14 protein-coding genes and 1 pseudogene are annotated in these 18479 nt (G+C 75.6%); 7 read left to right on the forward strand and 8 right to left on the reverse strand.

The features are described 5' to 3' along the window. Positions 1 to 890: 890 nt before the first annotated feature. Complete coding sequence (locus C9F11_RS18310; RefSeq protein WP_138960306.1) at positions 891 to 3359, reverse strand: serine/threonine-protein kinase; 2469 nt, start codon at positions 3357 to 3359, stop codon at positions 891 to 893. A gap of 181 nt (positions 3360 to 3540) precedes the next feature. Further along, positions 3541 to 4311, reverse strand: coding sequence for a VOC family protein (locus C9F11_RS18315; protein WP_138960307.1), 771 nt, complete (start codon positions 4309 to 4311; stop codon positions 3541 to 3543). 286 nt (positions 4312 to 4597) lie between these two features. Here C9F11_RS18315 and C9F11_RS18320 point away from each other — a divergent pair, with 286 nt between their 5' ends. Beyond that, entirely contained in the window at positions 4598 to 5245 is a 648-nt protein-coding gene (locus tag C9F11_RS18320; protein WP_138960308.1) for a TetR family transcriptional regulator, read from the forward strand. A 138-nt stretch (positions 5246 to 5383) separates the two neighbouring features. Here the strand turns inward: C9F11_RS18320 and C9F11_RS18325 are convergent. Continuing rightward, a pseudogene (locus tag C9F11_RS18325) lies at positions 5384 to 5854 on the reverse strand (nitroreductase family deazaflavin-dependent oxidoreductase); the annotation flags it as partial. After that, positions 5854 to 7188 carry an acyl-CoA dehydrogenase family protein gene (locus C9F11_RS18330; RefSeq protein ID WP_138960310.1) on the reverse strand — a complete coding sequence of 445 codons (1335 nt, stop codon included), beginning with the start codon at positions 7186 to 7188 and terminating at the stop codon, positions 5854 to 5856. The pseudogene C9F11_RS18325 and the gene C9F11_RS18330, both read right to left, overlap by 1 nt. Positions 7189 to 7358: 170 nt before the next feature. Between C9F11_RS18330 and C9F11_RS18335 the strand changes: the two genes are divergently transcribed. From C9F11_RS18335 to C9F11_RS18345, 3 genes are all read left to right on the forward strand, one after another. After that, positions 7359 to 8543, forward strand: a complete 1185-nt coding sequence (locus C9F11_RS18335; protein WP_138960311.1) for an acetyl-CoA acetyltransferase — start codon at positions 7359 to 7361, stop codon at positions 8541 to 8543. A 102-nt stretch (positions 8544 to 8645) separates the two neighbouring features. Next, a complete protein-coding gene (locus C9F11_RS18340) occupies positions 8646 to 9311 on the forward strand; it encodes a pyridoxal 5'-phosphate synthase (RefSeq protein WP_138960312.1) in 666 nt (221 codons plus the stop codon). Further along, positions 9308 to 9829, forward strand: coding sequence for a GNAT family N-acetyltransferase (locus C9F11_RS18345; protein WP_249401785.1), 522 nt, complete (start codon positions 9308 to 9310; stop codon positions 9827 to 9829). The genes C9F11_RS18340 and C9F11_RS18345 overlap by 4 nt, the downstream gene beginning before the upstream one ends. 87 nt (positions 9830 to 9916) lie before the next feature. Here the strand turns inward: C9F11_RS18345 and C9F11_RS18350 are convergent, their stop codons facing one another. After that, on the reverse strand, positions 9917 to 10366 hold the full coding sequence (locus C9F11_RS18350; RefSeq protein WP_138960313.1) for an OB-fold domain-containing protein: 450 nt from the start codon (positions 10364 to 10366) through the stop codon (positions 9917 to 9919). A gap of 297 nt (positions 10367 to 10663) precedes the next feature. Between C9F11_RS18350 and C9F11_RS18355 the strand changes: the two genes are divergently transcribed. After that, a complete protein-coding gene (locus C9F11_RS18355; protein ID WP_138960314.1) occupies positions 10664 to 11854 on the forward strand; it encodes an NAD(P)/FAD-dependent oxidoreductase in 1191 nt (396 codons plus the stop codon). Positions 11855 to 12209: 355 nt separating this feature from the next. Continuing rightward, on the forward strand, positions 12210 to 14435 hold the full coding sequence (locus C9F11_RS18360) for an acetate--CoA ligase family protein (RefSeq protein ID WP_138960315.1): 2226 nt from the start codon (positions 12210 to 12212) through the stop codon (positions 14433 to 14435). A 15-nt stretch (positions 14436 to 14450) separates the two neighbouring features. On the opposite strand, the gene C9F11_RS18365 is transcribed toward C9F11_RS18360, so the two are convergent. Further along, complete coding sequence (locus C9F11_RS18365) at positions 14451 to 15473, reverse strand: helix-turn-helix domain-containing protein (RefSeq protein WP_138960316.1); 1023 nt, start codon at positions 15471 to 15473, stop codon at positions 14451 to 14453. A 59-nt stretch (positions 15474 to 15532) separates the two neighbouring features. Between C9F11_RS18365 and C9F11_RS18370 the strand changes: the two genes are divergently transcribed. Next, positions 15533 to 16864: an MFS transporter gene (locus C9F11_RS18370; RefSeq protein ID WP_138960317.1), complete on the forward strand. Its 1332-nt coding sequence runs from the start codon at positions 15533 to 15535 to the stop codon at positions 16862 to 16864. 10 nt (positions 16865 to 16874) lie between these two features. Here the strand turns inward: C9F11_RS18370 and C9F11_RS18375 are convergent, their stop codons facing one another. Further along, positions 16875 to 17483: a flavin reductase family protein gene (locus C9F11_RS18375; RefSeq protein ID WP_138960318.1), complete on the reverse strand. Its 609-nt coding sequence runs from the start codon at positions 17481 to 17483 to the stop codon at positions 16875 to 16877. A 146-nt stretch (positions 17484 to 17629) separates the two neighbouring features. Beyond that, positions 17630 to 18421 (reverse strand): enoyl-CoA hydratase-related protein, encoded by a 792-nt coding sequence (locus C9F11_RS18380; RefSeq protein ID WP_138960319.1) that lies wholly within the window; start codon positions 18419 to 18421, stop codon positions 17630 to 17632. Positions 18422 to 18479: the final 58 nt, after the last annotated feature.

Genomic DNA, 18479 nt, shown 5'->3' on the forward strand with positions numbered 1-18479 from the left:
GCTGACGGTAGGGCCCACACCAGTGCGGCTTGGTCGGAGCGCTGCTGCCGGGCGCGTGTACCGGGCGAGGGGCGGGTGGTGGGACCGCGCCTGCTCTGGGCGGGAGTTGGTGGTGGGGCCGTGCGGGCCGCGGGCCGGGGGTGGTGGCTGGCGGCGGCAGCGGTGTGGCTTGGTTCGTCGCGCTGGTGCCGGGGCCGTGTGCTTGGTGGGGCTGCGCCGGGGCCGCTTGTTGGCCGGGGCCGGTGCGAGGCAGCGCCTAGGGGCGGGCCTCGTGGCGGCCGGAGTGGGTGTGGCCGGGCTATGAGCACCGCTGCCGGGCACGTGTGGCGGGGGCGGGTGGTGGGACCGCGCCGGGTGCTGGTGGCTCGGCCGGGGCTTCGGAGGGGGCTCCTGGGGCCCCATCCAGGGCCTGTGCGTGGCGGTGCTGGGGGTGGGGGTTCGCTGCGGCCAGGGTGAGCGTGGCCCGGCTCGGGCCCAGGGGTCCAGGTGAGGGCTGACCGCGGCGGGCCCGCGCTGGTGGTGGACTCCGTGTCCGCCACGGTGGAGGGCGGGTGGGTGGGGGGCTGCCCCGGGGGCGCGCAGCGCGAGGCGTTGGGGCGGGCGGGTGGGAGCTGCCCCAGGGGGGCGCGCAGCGCTAGGAGTTGGGGCGGGCGGGTGGGGGCTACCCCGGAGGCGCGCAGCGCTAGGAGTTGGGGCGGGCGGGTGGGGGCTACCCCGGAGGCGCGTAGGGCGAGGCGTTGGGCCTGGCCGGGCACCGTCGGCCCGTCCGGGGCGGGCCCCGGCCGTTCATCGCCGGGGCGAGGGGGACAGCCCGGGCAGGGCCAGGGCGAGGGGGCCGCCCGGGTGGGACCGGGGCGAGGGGGCCGCCCGGGCGGGGTCGGGGCGGGGGGTCAGCGGGCTGTGGCTGTGCCTCGTTCCGCGTCGAGCGCGTACACGCAGCGGTCCTTGCTGCACGCGTACACCACCCCGTCCCGCACCACGGGCGCCCCCGTGATCTCGCCGCCGGTGGCGAGCTTCCAGCGGAGGCGGCCGTCGTCGGCCTTGAGGGTGTAGAGGAGGTGGTCGGTGGCGCCGAAGTGGATGCGGCGGTCGGCGACCACGGGCGAGCCGACGACCTCGCCGCCCGCCTGGAAGCGCCACTTGGGCGTGCCGGTGACGGCGTCGAGGGTGTAGAGGCCCTTGCCGCTGCCGACGTGCACGTGGCCGTCCGCGACCAGGACGGGCTCGACGGAGGAGCGGGACTCGGTCGCGATGCGCCAGCGGTCGCGGCCGTCCGTGGCGTCGAGGGCGTACACCGTGCCCAGGTAGTCGGCGAGGTAGACGCCGCCGCCGGTGACGGCGGGACCGGGCGCGAAGGCCGGCGGGGAGAGGAACGCGGCGGGCGCCTCGAAGTGCCAGCGCACGTGCCCGGCCGCGACGTCCAGGGCGAGGACGCGGGTGCCCGCGGCCACGTACACGAAGCCGTCGGCGGCCTGGGTCACGCGGACGGGCACGCCGCCGCAGGACGCGGCGTCGCCGATGGGGTAGGACCAGCGCTCGATGCCGCTGCGGGCGTCGACGGCGCGGAGCCTGGCGTCCTTCCAGACGTACACCGTGCCGTCGCGGATGACGGGCGCGGCCTCGGGCGTCTCGAACTCGGTCTGGGCGCCGGTGATCTCCCAGAGCTTCTCGCCGTTGGCGGCCTCCCAGCCCTGGACGCCGCCGCCGCGTGTGGCGGTGACGACGGTGCCCCGGTCGGCCTGGAGGGCGTACACCCAGGCGTCGGTCGACAGGCGCCACAGGTCGGTGCCGTCGGAGCCGTCGAGGGCGTAGAGGGTGGGGCCGTCGGAGGCGTGGATGCGGCCGTCGGCCACCGCCATGGACCAGGCGACGTCGCGGGTCTTGAAGCTGCGCCGCCCGGTGCCCACGTCGAGGGCGTGGACCTCGAAGGAGGTGACGTACACGAGGTTTCCGGCGACGGCGGGGGTGCCCCACACGTCGTTGGACATGCGGAACCGCCAGGGCCGCCAGGAGCCGCCCGCGGCGGCCCCGGCCCCGGTGGGCGCGGAAGCGGGCGCGGCGGCGGCGGGCGCGGTGCCGTTGGCGCGCGGCTGCGCCGGGGCGGGCGTGGCGGAGCGCGACCAGGACCCGGCGAGCCCGGAGGGCGGCGGCACGACGGCGGCGCGGGCCTCGGCGACCCGCGGCCCGGGTCCGATCGGCACCTGGGCGCCCGCGAGCCGCACGGGCCCGGCGTCGGGCACGCCCCCGTGAAAGCCCGGCGCACCCCCGGGCGCACCCCCGTGGAAGGGGGCGTGGGAGGCCGCGTGCGAGGGCGTGGACGGCGCCGCCTGCGAGGGGGCGTGCGCGGGCATGGCGGGCGCCTGCCGCGGCGGGGGCGGCAGGGACACGGGCGCGGACGCGGCCCCGGCGCGGCTGTTGCGCCCGGCGGAGCCGGTGGTGGCGGCGCGCGCGGGCGGGCGGCCGCCGCGCCGGGCCTCGATCAGGGCCACGGCCCGCTCGGGCAGCCAGGCGGACGCGGTACCGCTGTCGTCGCCGGAGCTCTCGGAGGCGAACAGGTGCGGGGCGAGCTGGGCCTGGAGGTCGTTCGGGGTGGGCCGGAGGGCGGCCTCCATCTGCATGCAGGACTCGATGAGCGGCCGCAGCTCGTCGGGCAGGCCCTCCAGGTCGGGGCCCTCGCGCAGGAGCATGAAGACGGTCTCGACGGGGTTGGCGCCGTGGAACGGCGCGTGCCCGGTGGCGGCGAAGACGAGGGTGGAGCCGAGCGAGAAGACGTCGCTGGCGCCGGTGACGCTGCGGGAGTCCTTCGCCTGCTCGGGCGACATGTAGGCGGGGGTGCCGACCGCGACGTTCGTCATGGTCAGACGGGTGTTGGAGACACCGGACGCGATGCCGAAGTCGATGACGCGCGGGCCGTCCTCGACGACGAGGACGTTGGACGGCTTCAGGTCGCGGTGCACGAGGCCCGCGCCGTGGATGGACTCCAGGGCCTCCGCGATCCCGGCGGCGAGCCAGCGCACGGCCTGGGTGGGCAGCGGCCCGTGCTCGTTCACTATCTCCTCGAGCGAGGGCGCGGGCACGTACGCCGTGGCGAGCCAGGGCACCGCGGCGCGCGGGTCGGCGTCCACCACCGCGGCCGTGTAGAAGCCGGAGACGGCGCGCGCGGCCTCCACCTCGCGCGTGAAGCGGACCCGGAACAGCTGGTCCTCGGCGAGCTCCGTCCGCACCGTCTTGATCGCCACGCGGCGCCCGGACGCGGAGCGCGCCAGATACACGAGCCCCATGCCGCCGGCGCCGAGCCGCCCCAGGACCTCGAACGGGCCGATCCGCCGCGGATCGTGCTGCGTCAGCTGGTCCACCACTTGCCTGCCACCTCCCCGTACCCAGCCACCGTCGAAGGGCGGCCTCGTGCAGCGTCTCACCACCGAGCCGCTCGGGCGGCACGCACCCTGATTCTTCCTGTCCCGGGCGATGGTTGCGAACCCGGGGCAACATCGGGATGTTTCCGTACAAAAGCCGCGTAACGGTACCTGATGGGGGACTTCAGTCCTGGAGGATGCCGAATGCCGCCCCTTGGTTGTCGACGAGGACGGCCACCCTTCCGTACGGGATGTCGTACGGCTCGGTCCGCACCCGTCCGCCGAGGTGTCGCGCCGCGGCGGCGGTCGCGTCGCAGTCGGCCACGGCGAAGTAGCTGAGGAAGTGCGCGGGCATCGCGGCGGGCACCGAGGCGGACATCACGGCACGGCCCCCCACCGCGGTGTCGGGCCCGGCCTCGGCGCCCTCCGGCGACCAGGTGCGGAACTCCTCGCCGCCGAGCTCGACGTCGTGGCCGCCGTAGCCGAAGACGGCCTCGTAGAAGGGGTCCACGACGCTCTTGTCGCGTACGTGCACCTCGGTCCAGCAGTAGGCGCCCGGCTTGCGCAGCGCGCCGAAGCCCGGGTGCCCCCCGGCCTGCCAGAGCCCGAAGACCGCGCCCTCGGGGTCGGCCACGAGCCCCATCGTGCCGTAGGCGCCCACCGGGACCGGCTCCGTGATCACCTGCCCGCCCGCGGCCGTGACCCGGGCGGCGGCCGTGGCGGCGTCGGGCGTCGCCAGATAGACCGTCCAGGTGGTCGGCATGCGGCCGTCCGGCTTGGGGGCGAGCGCGGCGACGGGTTCGCCGTCGAGCAGCGCCTGGGCGTAGCGCCCGTGCTCGGGGCCCGCGCCGGAGTCGAAGGTCCACCCGAAGAGCTCACCGTAGAAGCGCTTGCCGCCCTCCACGTCGGGCAGCATCGCGTCCACCCAGCAGGGGACGCCTTCCGCGAATTCCATGGAACCGTTTCCTCAGCTCTTGCCCGTCGGCGCACCAGCTCTTGCCCGTCGGTGCACAGGGAGGGCCTTCCTATGGCCTCCGTCACAGTCAAGCTAACCCCCGGCCCGGCACCGCGCAGCCCACGAAATCGAACACATGGCCAATTCTTTTCGGACGGCGCGCACCACCGCCCCCGGGCGCCCTCCGGCGCACTCCGGTCCCCCTCCAGCGCCCCTGCGCCACCGCTCCAACCCCATTTGCACTCGGTCGAATCGCGCTCCGATCACCCCTCGGTAAGCTGACGGCATGACAGGACAGGTACGAACCGTCGACGGCCGAGTGGCCGGTCGACGCGGTCAGGCGACACGTCAGAAACTGCTCGACTGCCTGAGCGAGATGCTCAGCTCCTCGCCCTACCGCGACGTGAAGGTCATCGACGTCGCCCGGAAGGCGGGCACTTCACCGGCGACGTTCTACCAGTACTTCCCGGACGTCGAAGGCGCCGTCCTGGAGATCGCCGAGCAAATGGCCACCGAGGGCGCGGAGTTGACCCACCTCCTGGAGGGCCGCTCCTGGGTCGGCAAGGCGGGCTGGCAGACGTCGCAGGACCTCGTCGACGGCTTCCTCGACTTCTGGCGGAAGAACGACGCGATCCTCCGGGTCGTCGACCTGGGCGCCGCCGAGGGCGACAAGCGCTTCTACAAGATCCGGATGAAGATCCTGAACTCGGTGAACAACTCCCTTGCGGACACCGTCAAGGAGCTCCAGTCCAAGGGCAAGGTCGACAAGGACGTGAGCCCCGCGGCCCTGGCCGGTTCGCTGGTCGCGATGCTCGCCGCGGTCGCGTCCCACCAGCGCGGCTTCCAGACCTGGGGCGTCAAACAGGCCGAACTGAAGCCGAACCTCGCCGCGTTGGTCCACATGGGCGTCACCGGCAAGAAGCCCACGAAGTAGCGGCGGCAGCCCCGAACAGTCCTGTCACCCCGGCGCGGCCCCCGGGCCGCGCCCGACGGGGCTGCGCCCCTTTTCCTCACTTTCTCCCCTTTCCTGCTTTTCCTGCTTTTCCTGCTTTTCCCGCGTTTCCCGCGTTTCCCGCCGTTCCAGGCGGAACACCCGTATCTCCCGGTCCACCCGTTCCTGGTACGCCGCGTACGGCGGCCAGAACTCCAGGGCCGCCGCCCACGCACGGGTCCGCTCGTCGCCCGTGAGCAGCCGGGCCCGCACCGGTACGTCCCTGCCGCGCCAGCTGACCTCGGCGTCCGGGTGGGCCAGCAGATTGGCGGTCCACGCGGGATGGGCGGCCCGGCCGAAGTTGGAGCCGACCAGGAGCCAACTCCCGTCCCGCCCCGGCACACAAGCCAGCGGCGTCCGCCGCACCAGCCCGCTCCTCGCACCCCGCGCCGTGAGCACGAGTCCAGGCAGCATACGCGCGCTGAGCAGCACCTTTCCCCGTGTGAGCCGGTGCACCGCGCGGTCGACGGCGGGCACCACGCGCGGCGCGAGCCGGGCGAAGGCACGGGTCGCCGACACCTTCCGTACGAGCCGGACGCCGGGCCCGGCCATCAGACCGCCGCCTCCTCGGCCGTGGCGCCCCGCCCCACCCGAACGGGCGCCCGCCCGGGGTGGGAGTGGGGCGCGAACAGTCCGGCTCGTTCGGCCGCGTGCGCCCGCAGCCGGTGCGCGGGGCCGAAGAGCAGCTCGTCGCCCGACGCCCGTTTGAAGAACAGGTGCGCGTCGTGTTCCCAGGTGAAGCCGGTGCCGCCGTGCAGCTGGACGGCCTCGGCCGCCGCCGTCCGCAGCGCGTCCAGGGCACACGCGAGCGCGAGACCCGCACCGGGCTCGACGCCCGCGGCTACGGGTGCGGATGCCACCGCCTCCCCGTCCACCGCCGCCTGCCCGTCCGCCGCCGCCTCCCCGCCCAGCGGGCCCGCCGGGCCCACCGCGCCCGCCGCCCAAGCCGCGTAGTAAGCCGCCGACCGCGCCGCGCACACCCTCACGTACACGTCCGCGAGGCGGTGCTTCACCGCCTGGAACGACCCGATCGGGCGGCCGAACTGCTCGCGCTCCCGGACGTGGCCGAGGGTGCGCGCGAGGGCCTCGTCCGCGGCGCCGACGGCCTCGGCGGCCAGCACGGCGGCGGCCCGCTCCCCCACGTCCGCGAGGGCCGGGAGCACGTCGGCGCCCTCGCCGTCGCCGAGCAACTCCGCGCGCACGTCCCGCAGTTCCACGCGGGCCTGCGCACGCGTCTCGTCCAGGGTGGTCCGCCGGGTGCGGACGAGCCCGGGGGCGTCGCCCCGTACGAGGAACAGCAGGGTCCGCGAGCGGGCGAAGCCGCCCGCGTGCGCGGCGACGAGCAGCAGCCCCGCGCTGTGCCCGTCGAGGACCTGGTCGGCCTGGCCGTAGAGGTGCCAGGTGCCGGTGGCGGCGGTGGCCTGGACGCCGCCCGCGCGCCCCCCGCCCGCCCAGTCGCCGCCGTTGCCGCCGGTGAGGCCGAGCGCGGCGCCGAGCTCGGCCCCGGGCACGGCGAGGGCGGCCGTCAGCCCGCCCGAGGCGACGCGGGGCAGGAACGCGGCGCGCTGCCGCGCGGTACCGAGGCGGAGCAGCAGCGGGGCGGCGAGCACGGCCGTGGCGAACAGCGGGGAGGGGGCGAGGGCCCGGCCCAGCTCCTCCCCGGCGAGGGCGAGTTCGACGGGCCCGCACCCCACCCCGCCGTACTCCTCGGGCAGCGCGAGCCCGGGAAGCCCGAGCCGCCCGGCGAGGGCCTCCCAGAGCGCGGCGTCGTACCCGGCGGGGGTGCGCACGGCGGCGCGGAGGCCCTCGGCGGCCCGGCGCTTGCTGAGCACCTCGCGCACGGCGCGGCGGATCTCGTTCTGCTCCACGGTGCAGGCGGCGTCCATCGGCGGGCTCCTCCCCGGGCGGCACACCCGTATCTGACGAACCGTCATGTACGGCGACGGGCCGACATGCTAGGACCGCGCGGGGCAGATGCCCAGGCCCGCGACGTCCGCAAGGCGGCGCCGGGCGGGCACCCTCCCCCCGGCCCCACATCTGATATACCGTCAGATCCATGCCGAGCCCCTCGCGCACAGGAAGCAGGAAGGTCGCCGTCGTGGGGGTCGCCCTCGCCGACTGCGGCCGCCTGGACGACGCCACCCCCTACGCCCTGCACGCCCAGGCCGCGCGCCGGGCGCTCGCCGACGCCGGGCTCGGCCGGGACGCCGTGGACGGGCTCGCCTCCGCGGGCCTCGGCACCCTCGCGCCCGTCGAGGTCGCGGAGTACCTGGGCCTGCGCCCGCGCTGGGTGGACTCCACCGCCGTGGGCGGCGCCACCTGGGAGGTCATGGCCGCGCACGCGGCGGACGCGATCGCCGCGGGACACGCGAACGCGGTCCTGCTCGTGTACGGCTCCACGGCGCGCGCGGACGTCCGGGCGGGCCGCCGCACGGGCAACCTGTCCTTCGGGGCGCGCGGCCCCCTCCAGTTCGAGGCCCCGTACGGGCACTCGCTGATCGCCAAGTACGCGATGGCGGCCCGGCGCCATCTGCACGAGTACGGCACCACGCTCGAACAGCTGGCGTCCGTGGCGGTGCAGGCGCGGGCCAACGCGGCGACGAACCCGGAGGCGATGTTCCGGGAGCCGATCACGGTCGACGACGTGCTCGGCGGGCCCGTGATCGCCGACCCGTTCACCAAGCTGCACTGCTGTCTGCGCTCCGACGGCGGCTGCGCGGTCCTGCTCGCGGCCGAGGACCTCGTGCGCGACTGCGCGCCCCGGCCCGTCTGGGTCCTCGGCACCGGCGAGCACGTGTCGCACACCACCATGTCCGAGTGGCGGGACTTCACCGTCTCCCCCGCGGCCGTGAGCGGGCGCCTCGCGTTCGAGCGGGCCGGGGTGCGGCCCGCCGACATCGACGTGGCGCAGATCTACGACGCCTTCACCTATATGACCCTGGTGACCCTTGAGGACCTGGGGTTCTGCGCCAAGGGCGAGGGCGGCGCCTTCGTGGAGAAGGGCCGGCTGCTGCGGGACGGCGAGCTGCCGACCAACACCGACGGCGGCGGGCTCTCCGCCCAGCACCCCGGCATGCGGGGCCTGTTCCTGCTCGTGGAGGCGGTGCGGCAGCTGCGCGGCGACGCGGGCCCCGGCCGCCAGGTCCGCCGCGCGGACGGCCGCCTCCCGGAGCTCGCGGTGGCGTCGGGCACGGGCGGCTGGTTCTGCTCCTCGGGAACGGTGGTACTCGCCCGCGGTTGAGCGCCCCAAAGGGGCGCGGGGCCTTGTCGACATGCGGCTCCGCCGCGCGGGCGCGACCAGCCCCCACGAACCCGCAGACGACCACCGGCGCACAATCGAGCCATGACGACGAACCGCTTCCGCGACCTGCTCAGATCCCAGAAGGTCTGGGACACCGACCTCCCCACCTTCGACCCGGCGGCCACGCCCGACGCGCCGCTCGGGCTCTTCCACCACTGGTTCGCCGAGGCGGTGGCCGCGGGCCAGACCGAGCCGCACACCATGACCCTGGCGACGACGGACGGGGCGGGCCGCGCGGACGCGCGCACCGTCATGCTGCACGACGCCGACGCGGCGGGCTGGCACTTCGCCTCGCACGACATCAGCCGCAAGGGCCGCCAGCTCGCCGAGCGGCCGCACGCGGCCCTGCACTTCTACTGGCCCGCCCAGGCCCGCCAGATCCGGCTGCGCGGCCCGGTCGCCGTCGCCCCGCACGCCGAGGCCCTCGCGGACCTGCACGCGCGGACGACGGGGGCGCTCGCCGCGGCGCTCGTCGGACACCAGAGCGAAGTCCTCGGCTCGCGCGCCGAGTTGACCAGGGCGTCGGAGGACGCCTGGGAACGTGCGGCCGAACGACCGGACGCCGACGCGCCGAGCTGGACGCTGTACGTACTGGCCCCCGATGAGGTGGAGTTCTTCCAAGGGGACGCCCGACGGCGGCACGTGCGCCTGCGGTACCGGGCGGCGGACCAACAGGGGGCCTGGCTGAGGGAGTTGCTGTGGCCGTGACCGAAGAGGAAGGCCTGACCGGGGAGGACGCCGGACTCGTCCTGCGCCCCGCGCGCGCGGAGGACGCCGCGGCGGTCGCCCGGATCTGGCACGCGGGCTGGAGCGACGGCCACCTGGGGCACGTCCCCGAGGCGCTCCTCACGGTCCGCACGCCCCAGTCGTTCGTGCTGCGCGCCCCGCGCCGCGTCGACGACACGGTGGTCGCGCTGGTCGCCGGGGTGGTCGCCGGTTTCGTGATGGTGGTCGACGACGAGGTCGAGCAGGTCTACGTGTCCGCCGCGCACCGGGGCACCGGCGTGGCCGTGGCGCTGCTCGCCGAGGCCGAGCGCGTGGTCGCCGCCAAGGGCCACCGGCGCGCGTGGCTCGCGGTCGTCGACGGCAACGCCCGCGCCCGCCGCTTCTACGAACGCCAGGGCTGGCGCGACGAGGGCCTCTTCGAGTACCTCGCCGCCAGCGCCACGGGCCCCATCCGCGTCCCCTGCCACCGCTACGTGAAACACCTCACCGCGCCCGCCTGACGGTGCACCGCGCGCGGCCCCGCACGGGGCGGTGGCCGAACTCGGCGGGGTCGGCCGTCAGGCGCCGGAGTCCGGCGGGAGCCGTGGTCATGCGGCGTGCTCCCGCCGCGGGGCCTCTCCGGGCTCGAACACCGGCACCGCAAGTCCCTCCGCCGCCTCGCGGAACGCGACCCGCAGCGGCATCCCGATCCGCAGGCCGCCCTCCGCGCCGCCCACCAGCTCCGTCATCATGCGCGGCCCCTCCACGAGGTCGACGACCGCGGCGACGTACGGGACGCGGGAGGCGAAGGGCGGCAGGTCGTTGCGGTGGACGACGGACCAGGTGTAGAGCGTGGCGTCGCCGCGGGCGCGCTCCCAGGTGACGTCCTCGCTCCAGCAGTGGGGGCAGAACTCGCGCGGGTAGTGGTGGGCGAGCCCGCAGCCGGGCGCGTGGCAGCGGCGGAGCAGCAGCCGGCCCTCGGCCGCGGCGTCCCAGTAGGTCCGGGTGAAGGCGTCAACTTCGGGGAGGTCGAAGCGGGGTCGTCCGTCGGCGGTCACCGGACGGGCCCCGCGCCCCGCTCGAACCGGCCCTTCTCGGCCCCGCGCCACCGGCTTCCGGGCCGCCCGGGGACGGGCCCGGCGCGGGGCGTGGCGGGCCGTGCGGCACCCTGGGGGCAGATGGTGTCCATGCGGGGATCTCTCCTGATCAGCAGGGGTGATGACGCCGAACTGACGGTACGTCAGTTCAGCGCATCGGTCAGTGCGTGCGCAAGAGGCCGTCGGACGTGATCAATTCGCAACCGGTTTCGGACTTGTCCGTCACCCATCAAGTGACGGCGTGGTTACTCTCCCGTCATGGCCGACTCGAACCCACCTCCCCCCAGCACCGACCGGCCCCTCGCGGACAGACCGGGACCGGCCCGCCCCGTGTACGTCATCGGCGGCGGCCCCGGCGGTCTCGCCGTCGCGGCCGCGCTGCGCGCACGCGGCGTGCGCGCCGTCGTCCTGGAGAAGTCCGACCGCGTCGGCGCGTCCTGGCGCGGTCACTACGACCGCCTCCATCTGCACACCACGCGCCGCCTGTCCGGGCTTCCGGGGCTCGCGATGCCGCGCTCGTTCGGCCGCTGGGTCGCCCGGGACGACGTGGTCCGCTATCTGGAGAAGTACGCGGAGTACCACGAACTGGACGTCGTCACCGGCGTGGAGGTGACCCGTCTGGAGCGCGCCGACGGCGGCGGCTGGCTCCTGCGGGCCACCGGCGGGCGCGAGCTGACCGGCCGCGCGGTGATCGTCGCCACCGGTTACAACCACACCCCGCACGTGCCCGACTGGCCGGGCGCCGACACCTTCCCCGGCGACCTCCGGCACGCCTGCGCCTACCGCGAGCCCAGCCCCTACGCGGACCAGGACGTCCTCGTCGTCGGCATCGGCAACACCGGCGCGGAGATCGCCGTCGACCTCGCGGAGGGCGGCGCCGCCCGCGTCCGGATCGCCGTGCGCACCGCGCCGCACATCATGCGCCGCTCCACCGCGGGCTGGCCCGCCCAGCGCTCCGGCATCCTGTGCCGCAGGCTCCCCGTGCCGGTCGTCGACCGCCTCGGCCGCGCGATCGCCCGCGTCAGCGTGCCCGACCTGTCCGCGCACGGCCTGCCGCGCCCCGGCACCGGCCTGTACTCGCGCGTCCGCGAGGGCGCCATCCCGGTGCAGGACGTCGGCCTGATCGACGCGGTGCGCTCGGGCCGGGTCGAACCGGTCGCCGCCGTCGAGTCCTTCGAGGGCGGCAAGGTGCTCCTCGCCGACGGCAGCCGCGTCGGCCCCGACGCCGTCATCGCCGCCACCGGCTACCGCCGCGCCCTGGAGCCCCTCCTCGGCCACCTCGGCGTCCTCGACCCCCGCGGCCGCCCCCGGGCCCTCGGCCCGCGCACCGCCCCCGAGGCCCCGGACCTGTACTTCACCGGCTTCACCACCCCCATCAGCGGCACGCTGCGCGAACTGGCCAGGGACGCGGGCCGGATCGCCCGCGCCGTGGCCCGCGCCGGGGCGTGAACCCCTCGCCGGTGCGCCCCACCGCCGCGCCGGACGTCCGCGGCACCGTCGCGACCGGCCGCGCGGCTCTCCGCGCCCCCGGCGGGGCGACCCCGCACAACCGGCCAGTTGCCCGAGGCGGTCTTGGCAGGCCGCGGGTTATGCGGTTCCGTGGGAGGGCCCTGTGCGCTGCCGCCGCAGCGGCCCCGGACGCCCCACCGGACTTTGCCCGCAGCCCCATTCCTGACAGGCCGTCAGTTCAGTAATCTGACTAAGCGTCAGTTTCGAGTTCCGGCACTGTCGCAGCCGTCCGCGGCCCCGCACCCCGGGGCCCGGCCGGCCCAGTCGTCGCCGTCACACAGGAGCGGGCGTACCGATGCTTGGATCGACGTACGGCACCTTCACCTCCGACCCCCGCCGCGCACGCGCCGTCGCCTGTGGCGGCCTTCCCGCCGCCACCGTCCACGGCCGTGCCGCCACCCCCGGTGACCTGGACGTCAGCGGGCGCCCGCTGTACGCCGACGTCCCCGACCTCGACCGGTTCTTCCGCCCGGAGTCCGTCGCCGTCATCGGCGCCTCGGACGCCGAGGGGCGGCCGCACACCGGCATCACCCGCCAACTCGTCGCCTGGTCCTGCCGCGTCGGCGCCCGGCTCCACCCCGTGCACCCCAGCAGGCCCGCCGTCTTCGGCATCCCCTGCGTCCGCTCGGTCGCCGAGCTGCCGGGCCCCGTCGACGTGGCCGTCGTCCTGGTGCGCGATCCGCTGCCCGTCGTGGAGGAACTCGCCGAGGCCAAGGCGCGGTTCGCGGTGGTCTTCGCCGCCGGCTTCGCCGAGACCGGCGCGGCGGGCGCCGCCGCGCAGGACCGGCTCACCGCCGCCGTCGGGCGCTCGGGCCTGCGCCTGCTCGGCCCGAACACCAACCTCAACGCCTTCGAGGAGTTCCGCGAGGACCTCCAGGGCCCCGCCATCGCCCTCATCACCCAGTCCGGCCACCAGGGCCGCCCCGTCTTCACCCTCCAGGAGCTGGGCATCCGCCTCTCCCACTGGGCGCCCACCGGCAACGAGGCCGACCTGGAGACCGCCGACTTCCTCTCCTACTTCGCCGAACAGCCGGAGGTCGGCGCCATCGCCGCGTACGTGGAGGGCCTCAAGGACGGCCGCGCCTTCCTGCTCGCCGCCGACCGGGCCGCCCGGCGCGGCGTCCCGGTCGTCGCCGTCAAGGTCGGCCGCACCGAGACCGGCGCCCGCACGGCCGCGTCCCACACCGGCAAGCTGACCGGTGCCGACACCGTCGTGGACGCGGCGATGCGGCAGTTCGGCGTGATCCGCGTCGACGGGCTCGACGAACTCCAGGACACCGCCGCCCTGCTGGCGCGGGCCCGGCCGCCCCGCGCCGACGGCGTGGCCGTCTACTCGATCTCCGGCGGCACGGGCGCGCACTTCGCCGACCTGGCGACGGCGGCGGGCCTGCGCCTGCCGACGCTCCCGGAGACCAGGCAGACCGAACTCCACCAGTGGATACCGCACGACCTGAACGTCTCCAACCCCATCGACAACGGCGGCCACCCGGTCGGCGACTGGCGCGGCCGGAAGATCATCGACGCGATCCTGGCCGACCCCGCGATCGGCGTCCTGATCTGCCCGATCACGGGCCCCTTCCCGCCGATGAGCGACAAGCTGGCCGAGGACCTGGTGGCGGCGGCCGAGACGACGGACAAGCTGATCTGCGTGGTCTGGGGCTCCCCCGTGGGCACCGAGGACGCCTACCGCACGACCCTGCTCGGCTCCTCGCGCGTGGCCACCTTCCGCACCTTCGCCAACTGCGTCACGGCCGTCCGCGCCTACGTGGACCACCACCGCTTCACCGCCGCCTACCGCTCCCCCTTCGACGAGGCCCCGCGCACCGCGTCGCCCTCCTACCGCAAGGCCGAGGCCCTGATGCGCCCGGGCCGCCGGCTCAGCGAGCACGCCGCGAAGCAGCTCCTGCGCGCGTACGGCATCCGCGTACCGCGCGAACAGCTCGTCACCAGCGCGGCCGCGGCCGTCCGCGCCGCCGGGCAGGTCGGCTACCCCGTCGTCATGAAGGCCTCCGGCGCGCGCATCGCCCACAAGACGGAACTCGGCCTGGTCCGGATCGGCCTCACCTCCGCCAGCCAGGTCCGCGACGCCTACCGCGACCTCACCGACATCGCGCGCTACGAGGACATCGACCTCGACGGCGTCCTGGTCTGCCAGATGGTGGAGCGCGGCGTCGAGATGGTCGTCGGCGTCAGCCAGGACCCGCTGTTCGGGCCCACCGTGACCGTGGGGCTCGGCGGGGTGCTCGTGGAGGTCCTGCACGACACCTCGGTCCGCGTGCCGCCCTTCGGCGAGGACCAGGCCCGCGCGATGCTCGACGAGCTGCGCGGCCGGGCCCTCCTCGACGGGGTGCGCGGGGCGCCCCCGTCCGACCTGGACGCCCTGGTCGAGGTCGTCCTGCGCGTCCAGCGGATGGCCCTCGAACTGGAGGGACGGCTCGCGGAGCTGGACATCAACCCCCTGATGGTCCTCGGCCGCGGGCAGGGGGCGGTGGCCCTGGACGCCCTCGTGCGCTGCGGCTGACCGGCGGCGGGCGGGTCAGCGCCCGTTCGCGCCGCGGAACGTACGGCGGTACGCGGTCGGCGTCACGCCCAGGACCGACTGGAGGTGCTGGCGCATGGACTGGGCCGTGCCGAAGCCGCACTCGCGGGCGACCCGGTCGACGGACAGGGCCGTGGACTCCAGGAGGTGGCGGGCCCGCTCCACCCGCTGCCGGGTGAGCCACTGGCCGGGGCTGACGCCGACCTCCTCGCGGAAGCGGCGGGTGAAGGTGCGCACCGACATGGCCTCCTGCTCGGCGAGGTCGCGCAGCTGGAGCGGCTCGTGGAGGCGGCCGAGGGCCCAGGCCCGCGCGGTGGTCGTCGTCGCCAGCTGCGGCTCGGGCACCGGGCGCTGGACGTACTGCGCCTGCCCGCCGTCGCGGTGCGGCGGCACGACCGTGGAGCGGGCCACCTCGTTGGCGACGGCCGAGCCGTGGTCGCGGCGCACCACGTGCAGACACAGGTCGAGGCCCGCGGCGACCCCGGCGGAGGTGAGCACGTCGCCGTCGTCGATGAACAGCACGTCCGCGTCGACCTCGACGCGCGGGAAGAGCCGCTGGAAGTGGTCCGCGTGCGCCCAGTGCGTGGTCGCCGGGCGGCCGTCCAGGAGGCCCGCCGCCGCCAGGACGTAGCCGCCCGTGCAGATCGACACCATGCGGGTGCCGGGGCGCACGAGCGCGAAGGCCGCGGCGAGGTCGTCGGTCAGACGGCCCTCCTCGTACACCGGGCCCAGCTCGTGCGACGCGGGCACCACGACCGTGTCGGCGGTGGCGAGCGCCTCGGGCCCGTGCTCGACCAGGACGGCGAAGTCCGCGTCGGTGCGGACCGGCCCCGGCGGCCGTACGGAACAGGTCACGACCTCGTACAGGCGCCGTCCGCCGGCATCGCGCGCGCGGCCGAAGATGCGCTGGGGAATGCCCAGCTCGAAGGGGATGACACCGTCCATGACGAGGACGGCGACGCGGTGCGGGGCCAGAGACCGCCGCCCCCGCCCGCCCCCGCGCACCCGCTGCTCGGCCATGGCCCGATCCTAGCGAACGCTGTCCCCCCGGCCACTCGATCGCACCGGCCCCGGACCGGATGCTGGCTGACGTGACCCAGACAAGCGAGACCTCCGCACGGGCGGACGGCACCGAGTCCCCACGGGGCCCGCGGCGGCGGGCGCCCCGCGTCCACCGCGCCTGGTTCGTCGCCGCCGTCACCTTCGTGACGATCATCGGCGGCGCCGCCTTCAACTCCCTGCCCGGCCTGCTCATCGACCCGCTGCACGAGGAGTTCGACTGGTCCCGGGGCGAGATCGGCCTCGCCGTCTCCGTCGACATGGCGCTGTACGGGCTCACCGCGCCGTTCGCCGCCGCGCTCATGGACCGCTTCGGCATCCGCAAGGTCGTCGTGACCGCGCTCGGCCTGGTCGCGGCGGGCGCGCTGCTCAGCGTGTGGATGACCGCGAGCTGGCAGCTGCTGCTCTACTGGGGCCTCCTGGTCGGCCTCGGCACCGGGTCCATGGCGCTCGCCTTCTCCGCGACCGTCACCAACCGCTGGTTCGTCGAGCGGCGCGGCCTGGTCACCGGCGTCCTGACGGCCGCGGGCGCCTCCGGCCAGCTGGTGTTCCTGCCGCTGTGCGCGTGGATCGTGGACGAGCACGGGTGGCGGCCCGCGTCCGTGACGGTCGCGCTCGCCGCCCTCGTCGTGGTGCCGTTCGTGTGGCTGCTCCTGCGCGACCACCCCGCGGACGTCGGACTCGCCCCGTACGGCGGCGCGTTCACGCCCAAGCCGGAGCCGACGCGGGGCGCCGCCGCGCGGACCGTGCGGGTGCTGCTCGACGCGGCGCGCACCGGCCCCTTCTGGCTGCTCGCGGGGACCTTCGCGATCTGCGGGGCGTCCACCAACGGGCTCGTCCGCACGCACTTCGTGCCGTCCGCCCACGACCACGGCATGCCGGTCACCGCCGCCGCGTCGCTGCTCGCCGTGATCGGCGTCTTCGACGTCGTGGGCACGATCGCCTCCGGCTGGCTCACGGACCGCTTCGAGGCCCGGCGCCTGCTCGCCGTCTACTACGCGCTGCGCGGCGTCTCGCTGGTGTTCCTGCCGATCCTGCTCGCGCCCAGCGTGCACGTGCCGATGGTGTTCTTCATCGTCTTCTACGGGCTCGACTGGGTGGCCACGGTGCCGCCCACGCTCGCGCTGTGCCGGGAGCACTACGGGGCCGACAGCGCGATCGTCTTCGGCTGGGTGCTGGCCTCGCATCAGGTCGGGGCGGCGCTCGTGGCCTTCCTCGGCGGCGTGGCCCGGGACGTCTTCGGCTCGTACGACGTGGTCTGGTACGCGTCCGGCGGGCTGTGCGCGGCCGCGGCCCTGATGTCCCTGGTGATCCGGCGGGGCACCGGCCGGGGAGCGGAACTGGCGGTGTGAGCGCGCGCCTTCAGGACAGGCGGCCCCGGTGGAAGAGCAGCGGGGCCGCGTCCCCGTCCGTGGCGTCCAGGGCCTCCACCCGGCCGACCACGATGAGGTGGTCGCCGCCGGTGTGCACCGCGTGCACGGCGCAGTCGATCCACGCCACGGCGCCCGCCAGGCGCGGGGCACCGGTCACGGGCGCGGCGTCGTAGGAGACCCCCGCGAACTTGTCGGCGCCGCTGACCGCGAACGCCCGGCACAGGTCCGCCTGGTCCGCGCCCAGGACGTTGACGCAGAAGACGCCCGCGCGGGCGATGCGCGGCCACGTCGTGGACGTACGGCCCACCATGAAGCAGACCAGGGGCGGGTCCAGGGACAGCGAGGAGAAGGACTGGCAGGCGAAGCCCGCGGGGCCCAGGGGGGCGGCGCCGGGGGCCGTCACCACGGTGACGCCGGTCGCGAAGGCACCGAGGACGCGGCGGAACTCGGCCGCGTCGAGCGGCGCGCGCTCGTCCTCGCGGACGGCCCGCAGCCGGGGCCGCGACACGTCCCCGGGCGCCGCCGTAGGGGCCCCCACCGACCTGAGATAACGAACGACCGTGGCCGCCATGCCCGCGTGTCCCATCACACCCCCCATTGAACCTGACGGGCCATCAGATGTGAAGGCGGCACGGAGAACCGCCCCGAGCAGGAGCGCCCCAAAGGGGGCGCGGGGAACTGCGCGACCAGCCACGACGGAGCCGCAGACGCCCGACGGCCAGCGCGGCACACCCCGCGAAGCGCCTAGCGCCCCTCGAAGGAGGGCGCCCGCCGCTCCCCGAAGCTGGCCACGCCCTCCCGCGCGTCCCGGGAGCCCATGTTGATCTCCTGGGCGGCAGCCTCCGCCGCGAGGGCCGTGGCGCGGTCGGCGTCCAGCGAGGCGTTGACGAGCTGCTTGGTGAGGGCGAGGGCCCGGGTGGGCCCGGCGGCCAGGCGCTCCGCCCACGCCCGGGCGGTCTTCTCCAGGTCGCCGTCGGGCACGACCCGGTTGACGAGCCCGAGCCGCTCCGCGTCCGCCGCGGCGAGCGCGTCGCCGAAGAACATCAGCTCCTTCGCGCGCTGCGGGCCCACCAGGCGCGGCAGCAGATAGGCCCCGCCGCCGTCCGGGACGAGGCCCCTGCGGACGAACACCTCGATGAACGCGGCCGATTCGGCCGCGAGCACCAGGTCGCAGGCCAGGGCCAGATGGGCGCCGAGCCCCGCTGCGGTGCCGTTCACGGCGGCGATCACGGGCTTCTCGCAGTCGAGGACCGCCGTGATCAGCCGCTGGGCGCCCTCGCGCAGGGTCCGGGCGATGTCCCCGGCGACGCGCTCGCCCCCGGTGCCCGCGCCGCGCAGATCGGCGCCCGAGCAGAAGGCCCCGCCACCGCCGGTGATCACGACGGCCCGCGTGTCCGGGCTGCGGGACGCCTCGCCCAGCAGCCCGATGAGGCGGTCCCGGTCGGCCGGGGCCAGCGCGTTGCGCACCTCGGGCCGGTCCAGGGTGATCCAGGTGACGTGGCGGCTGGTGGTGTGGTGGATCCGGGGGTCGGCCATGGGGGTCCGCTCTCTCGGAGGGGTGGGGATGGACGGGCGAGCACCGGCTGAGGGCCGT

The organism is Streptomyces sp. YIM 121038 (assembly GCF_006088715.1).
GTDB lineage: Bacteria > Actinomycetota > Actinomycetes > Streptomycetales > Streptomycetaceae > Streptomyces.

Coding starts and splice junctions, on each gene's coding strand:
- C9F11_RS18315 (WP_138960307.1), bottom strand. CDS start 4,311: ATGGAATTCGCGGAAGGCGTCCCCTGCTGGGTGGACGCGATGCTGCCC.
- C9F11_RS18320 (WP_138960308.1), top strand. CDS start 4,598: ATGACAGGACAGGTACGAACCGTCGACGGCCGAGTGGCCGGTCGACGC.
- C9F11_RS18330 (WP_138960310.1), bottom strand. CDS start 7,188: ATGGACGCCGCCTGCACCGTGGAGCAGAACGAGATCCGCCGCGCCGTG.
- C9F11_RS18335 (WP_138960311.1), top strand. CDS start 7,359: ATGCCGAGCCCCTCGCGCACAGGAAGCAGGAAGGTCGCCGTCGTGGGG.
- C9F11_RS18340 (WP_138960312.1), top strand. CDS start 8,646: ATGACGACGAACCGCTTCCGCGACCTGCTCAGATCCCAGAAGGTCTGG.
- C9F11_RS18355 (WP_138960314.1), top strand. CDS start 10,664: ATGGCCGACTCGAACCCACCTCCCCCCAGCACCGACCGGCCCCTCGCG.
- C9F11_RS18360 (WP_138960315.1), top strand. CDS start 12,210: ATGCTTGGATCGACGTACGGCACCTTCACCTCCGACCCCCGCCGCGCA.
- C9F11_RS18365 (WP_138960316.1), bottom strand. CDS start 15,473: ATGGCCGAGCAGCGGGTGCGCGGGGGCGGGCGGGGGCGGCGGTCTCTG.
- C9F11_RS18370 (WP_138960317.1), top strand. CDS start 15,533: ATGCTGGCTGACGTGACCCAGACAAGCGAGACCTCCGCACGGGCGGAC.
- C9F11_RS18375 (WP_138960318.1), bottom strand. CDS start 17,483: ATGGGGGGTGTGATGGGACACGCGGGCATGGCGGCCACGGTCGTTCGT.
- C9F11_RS18380 (WP_138960319.1), bottom strand. CDS start 18,421: ATGGCCGACCCCCGGATCCACCACACCACCAGCCGCCACGTCACCTGG.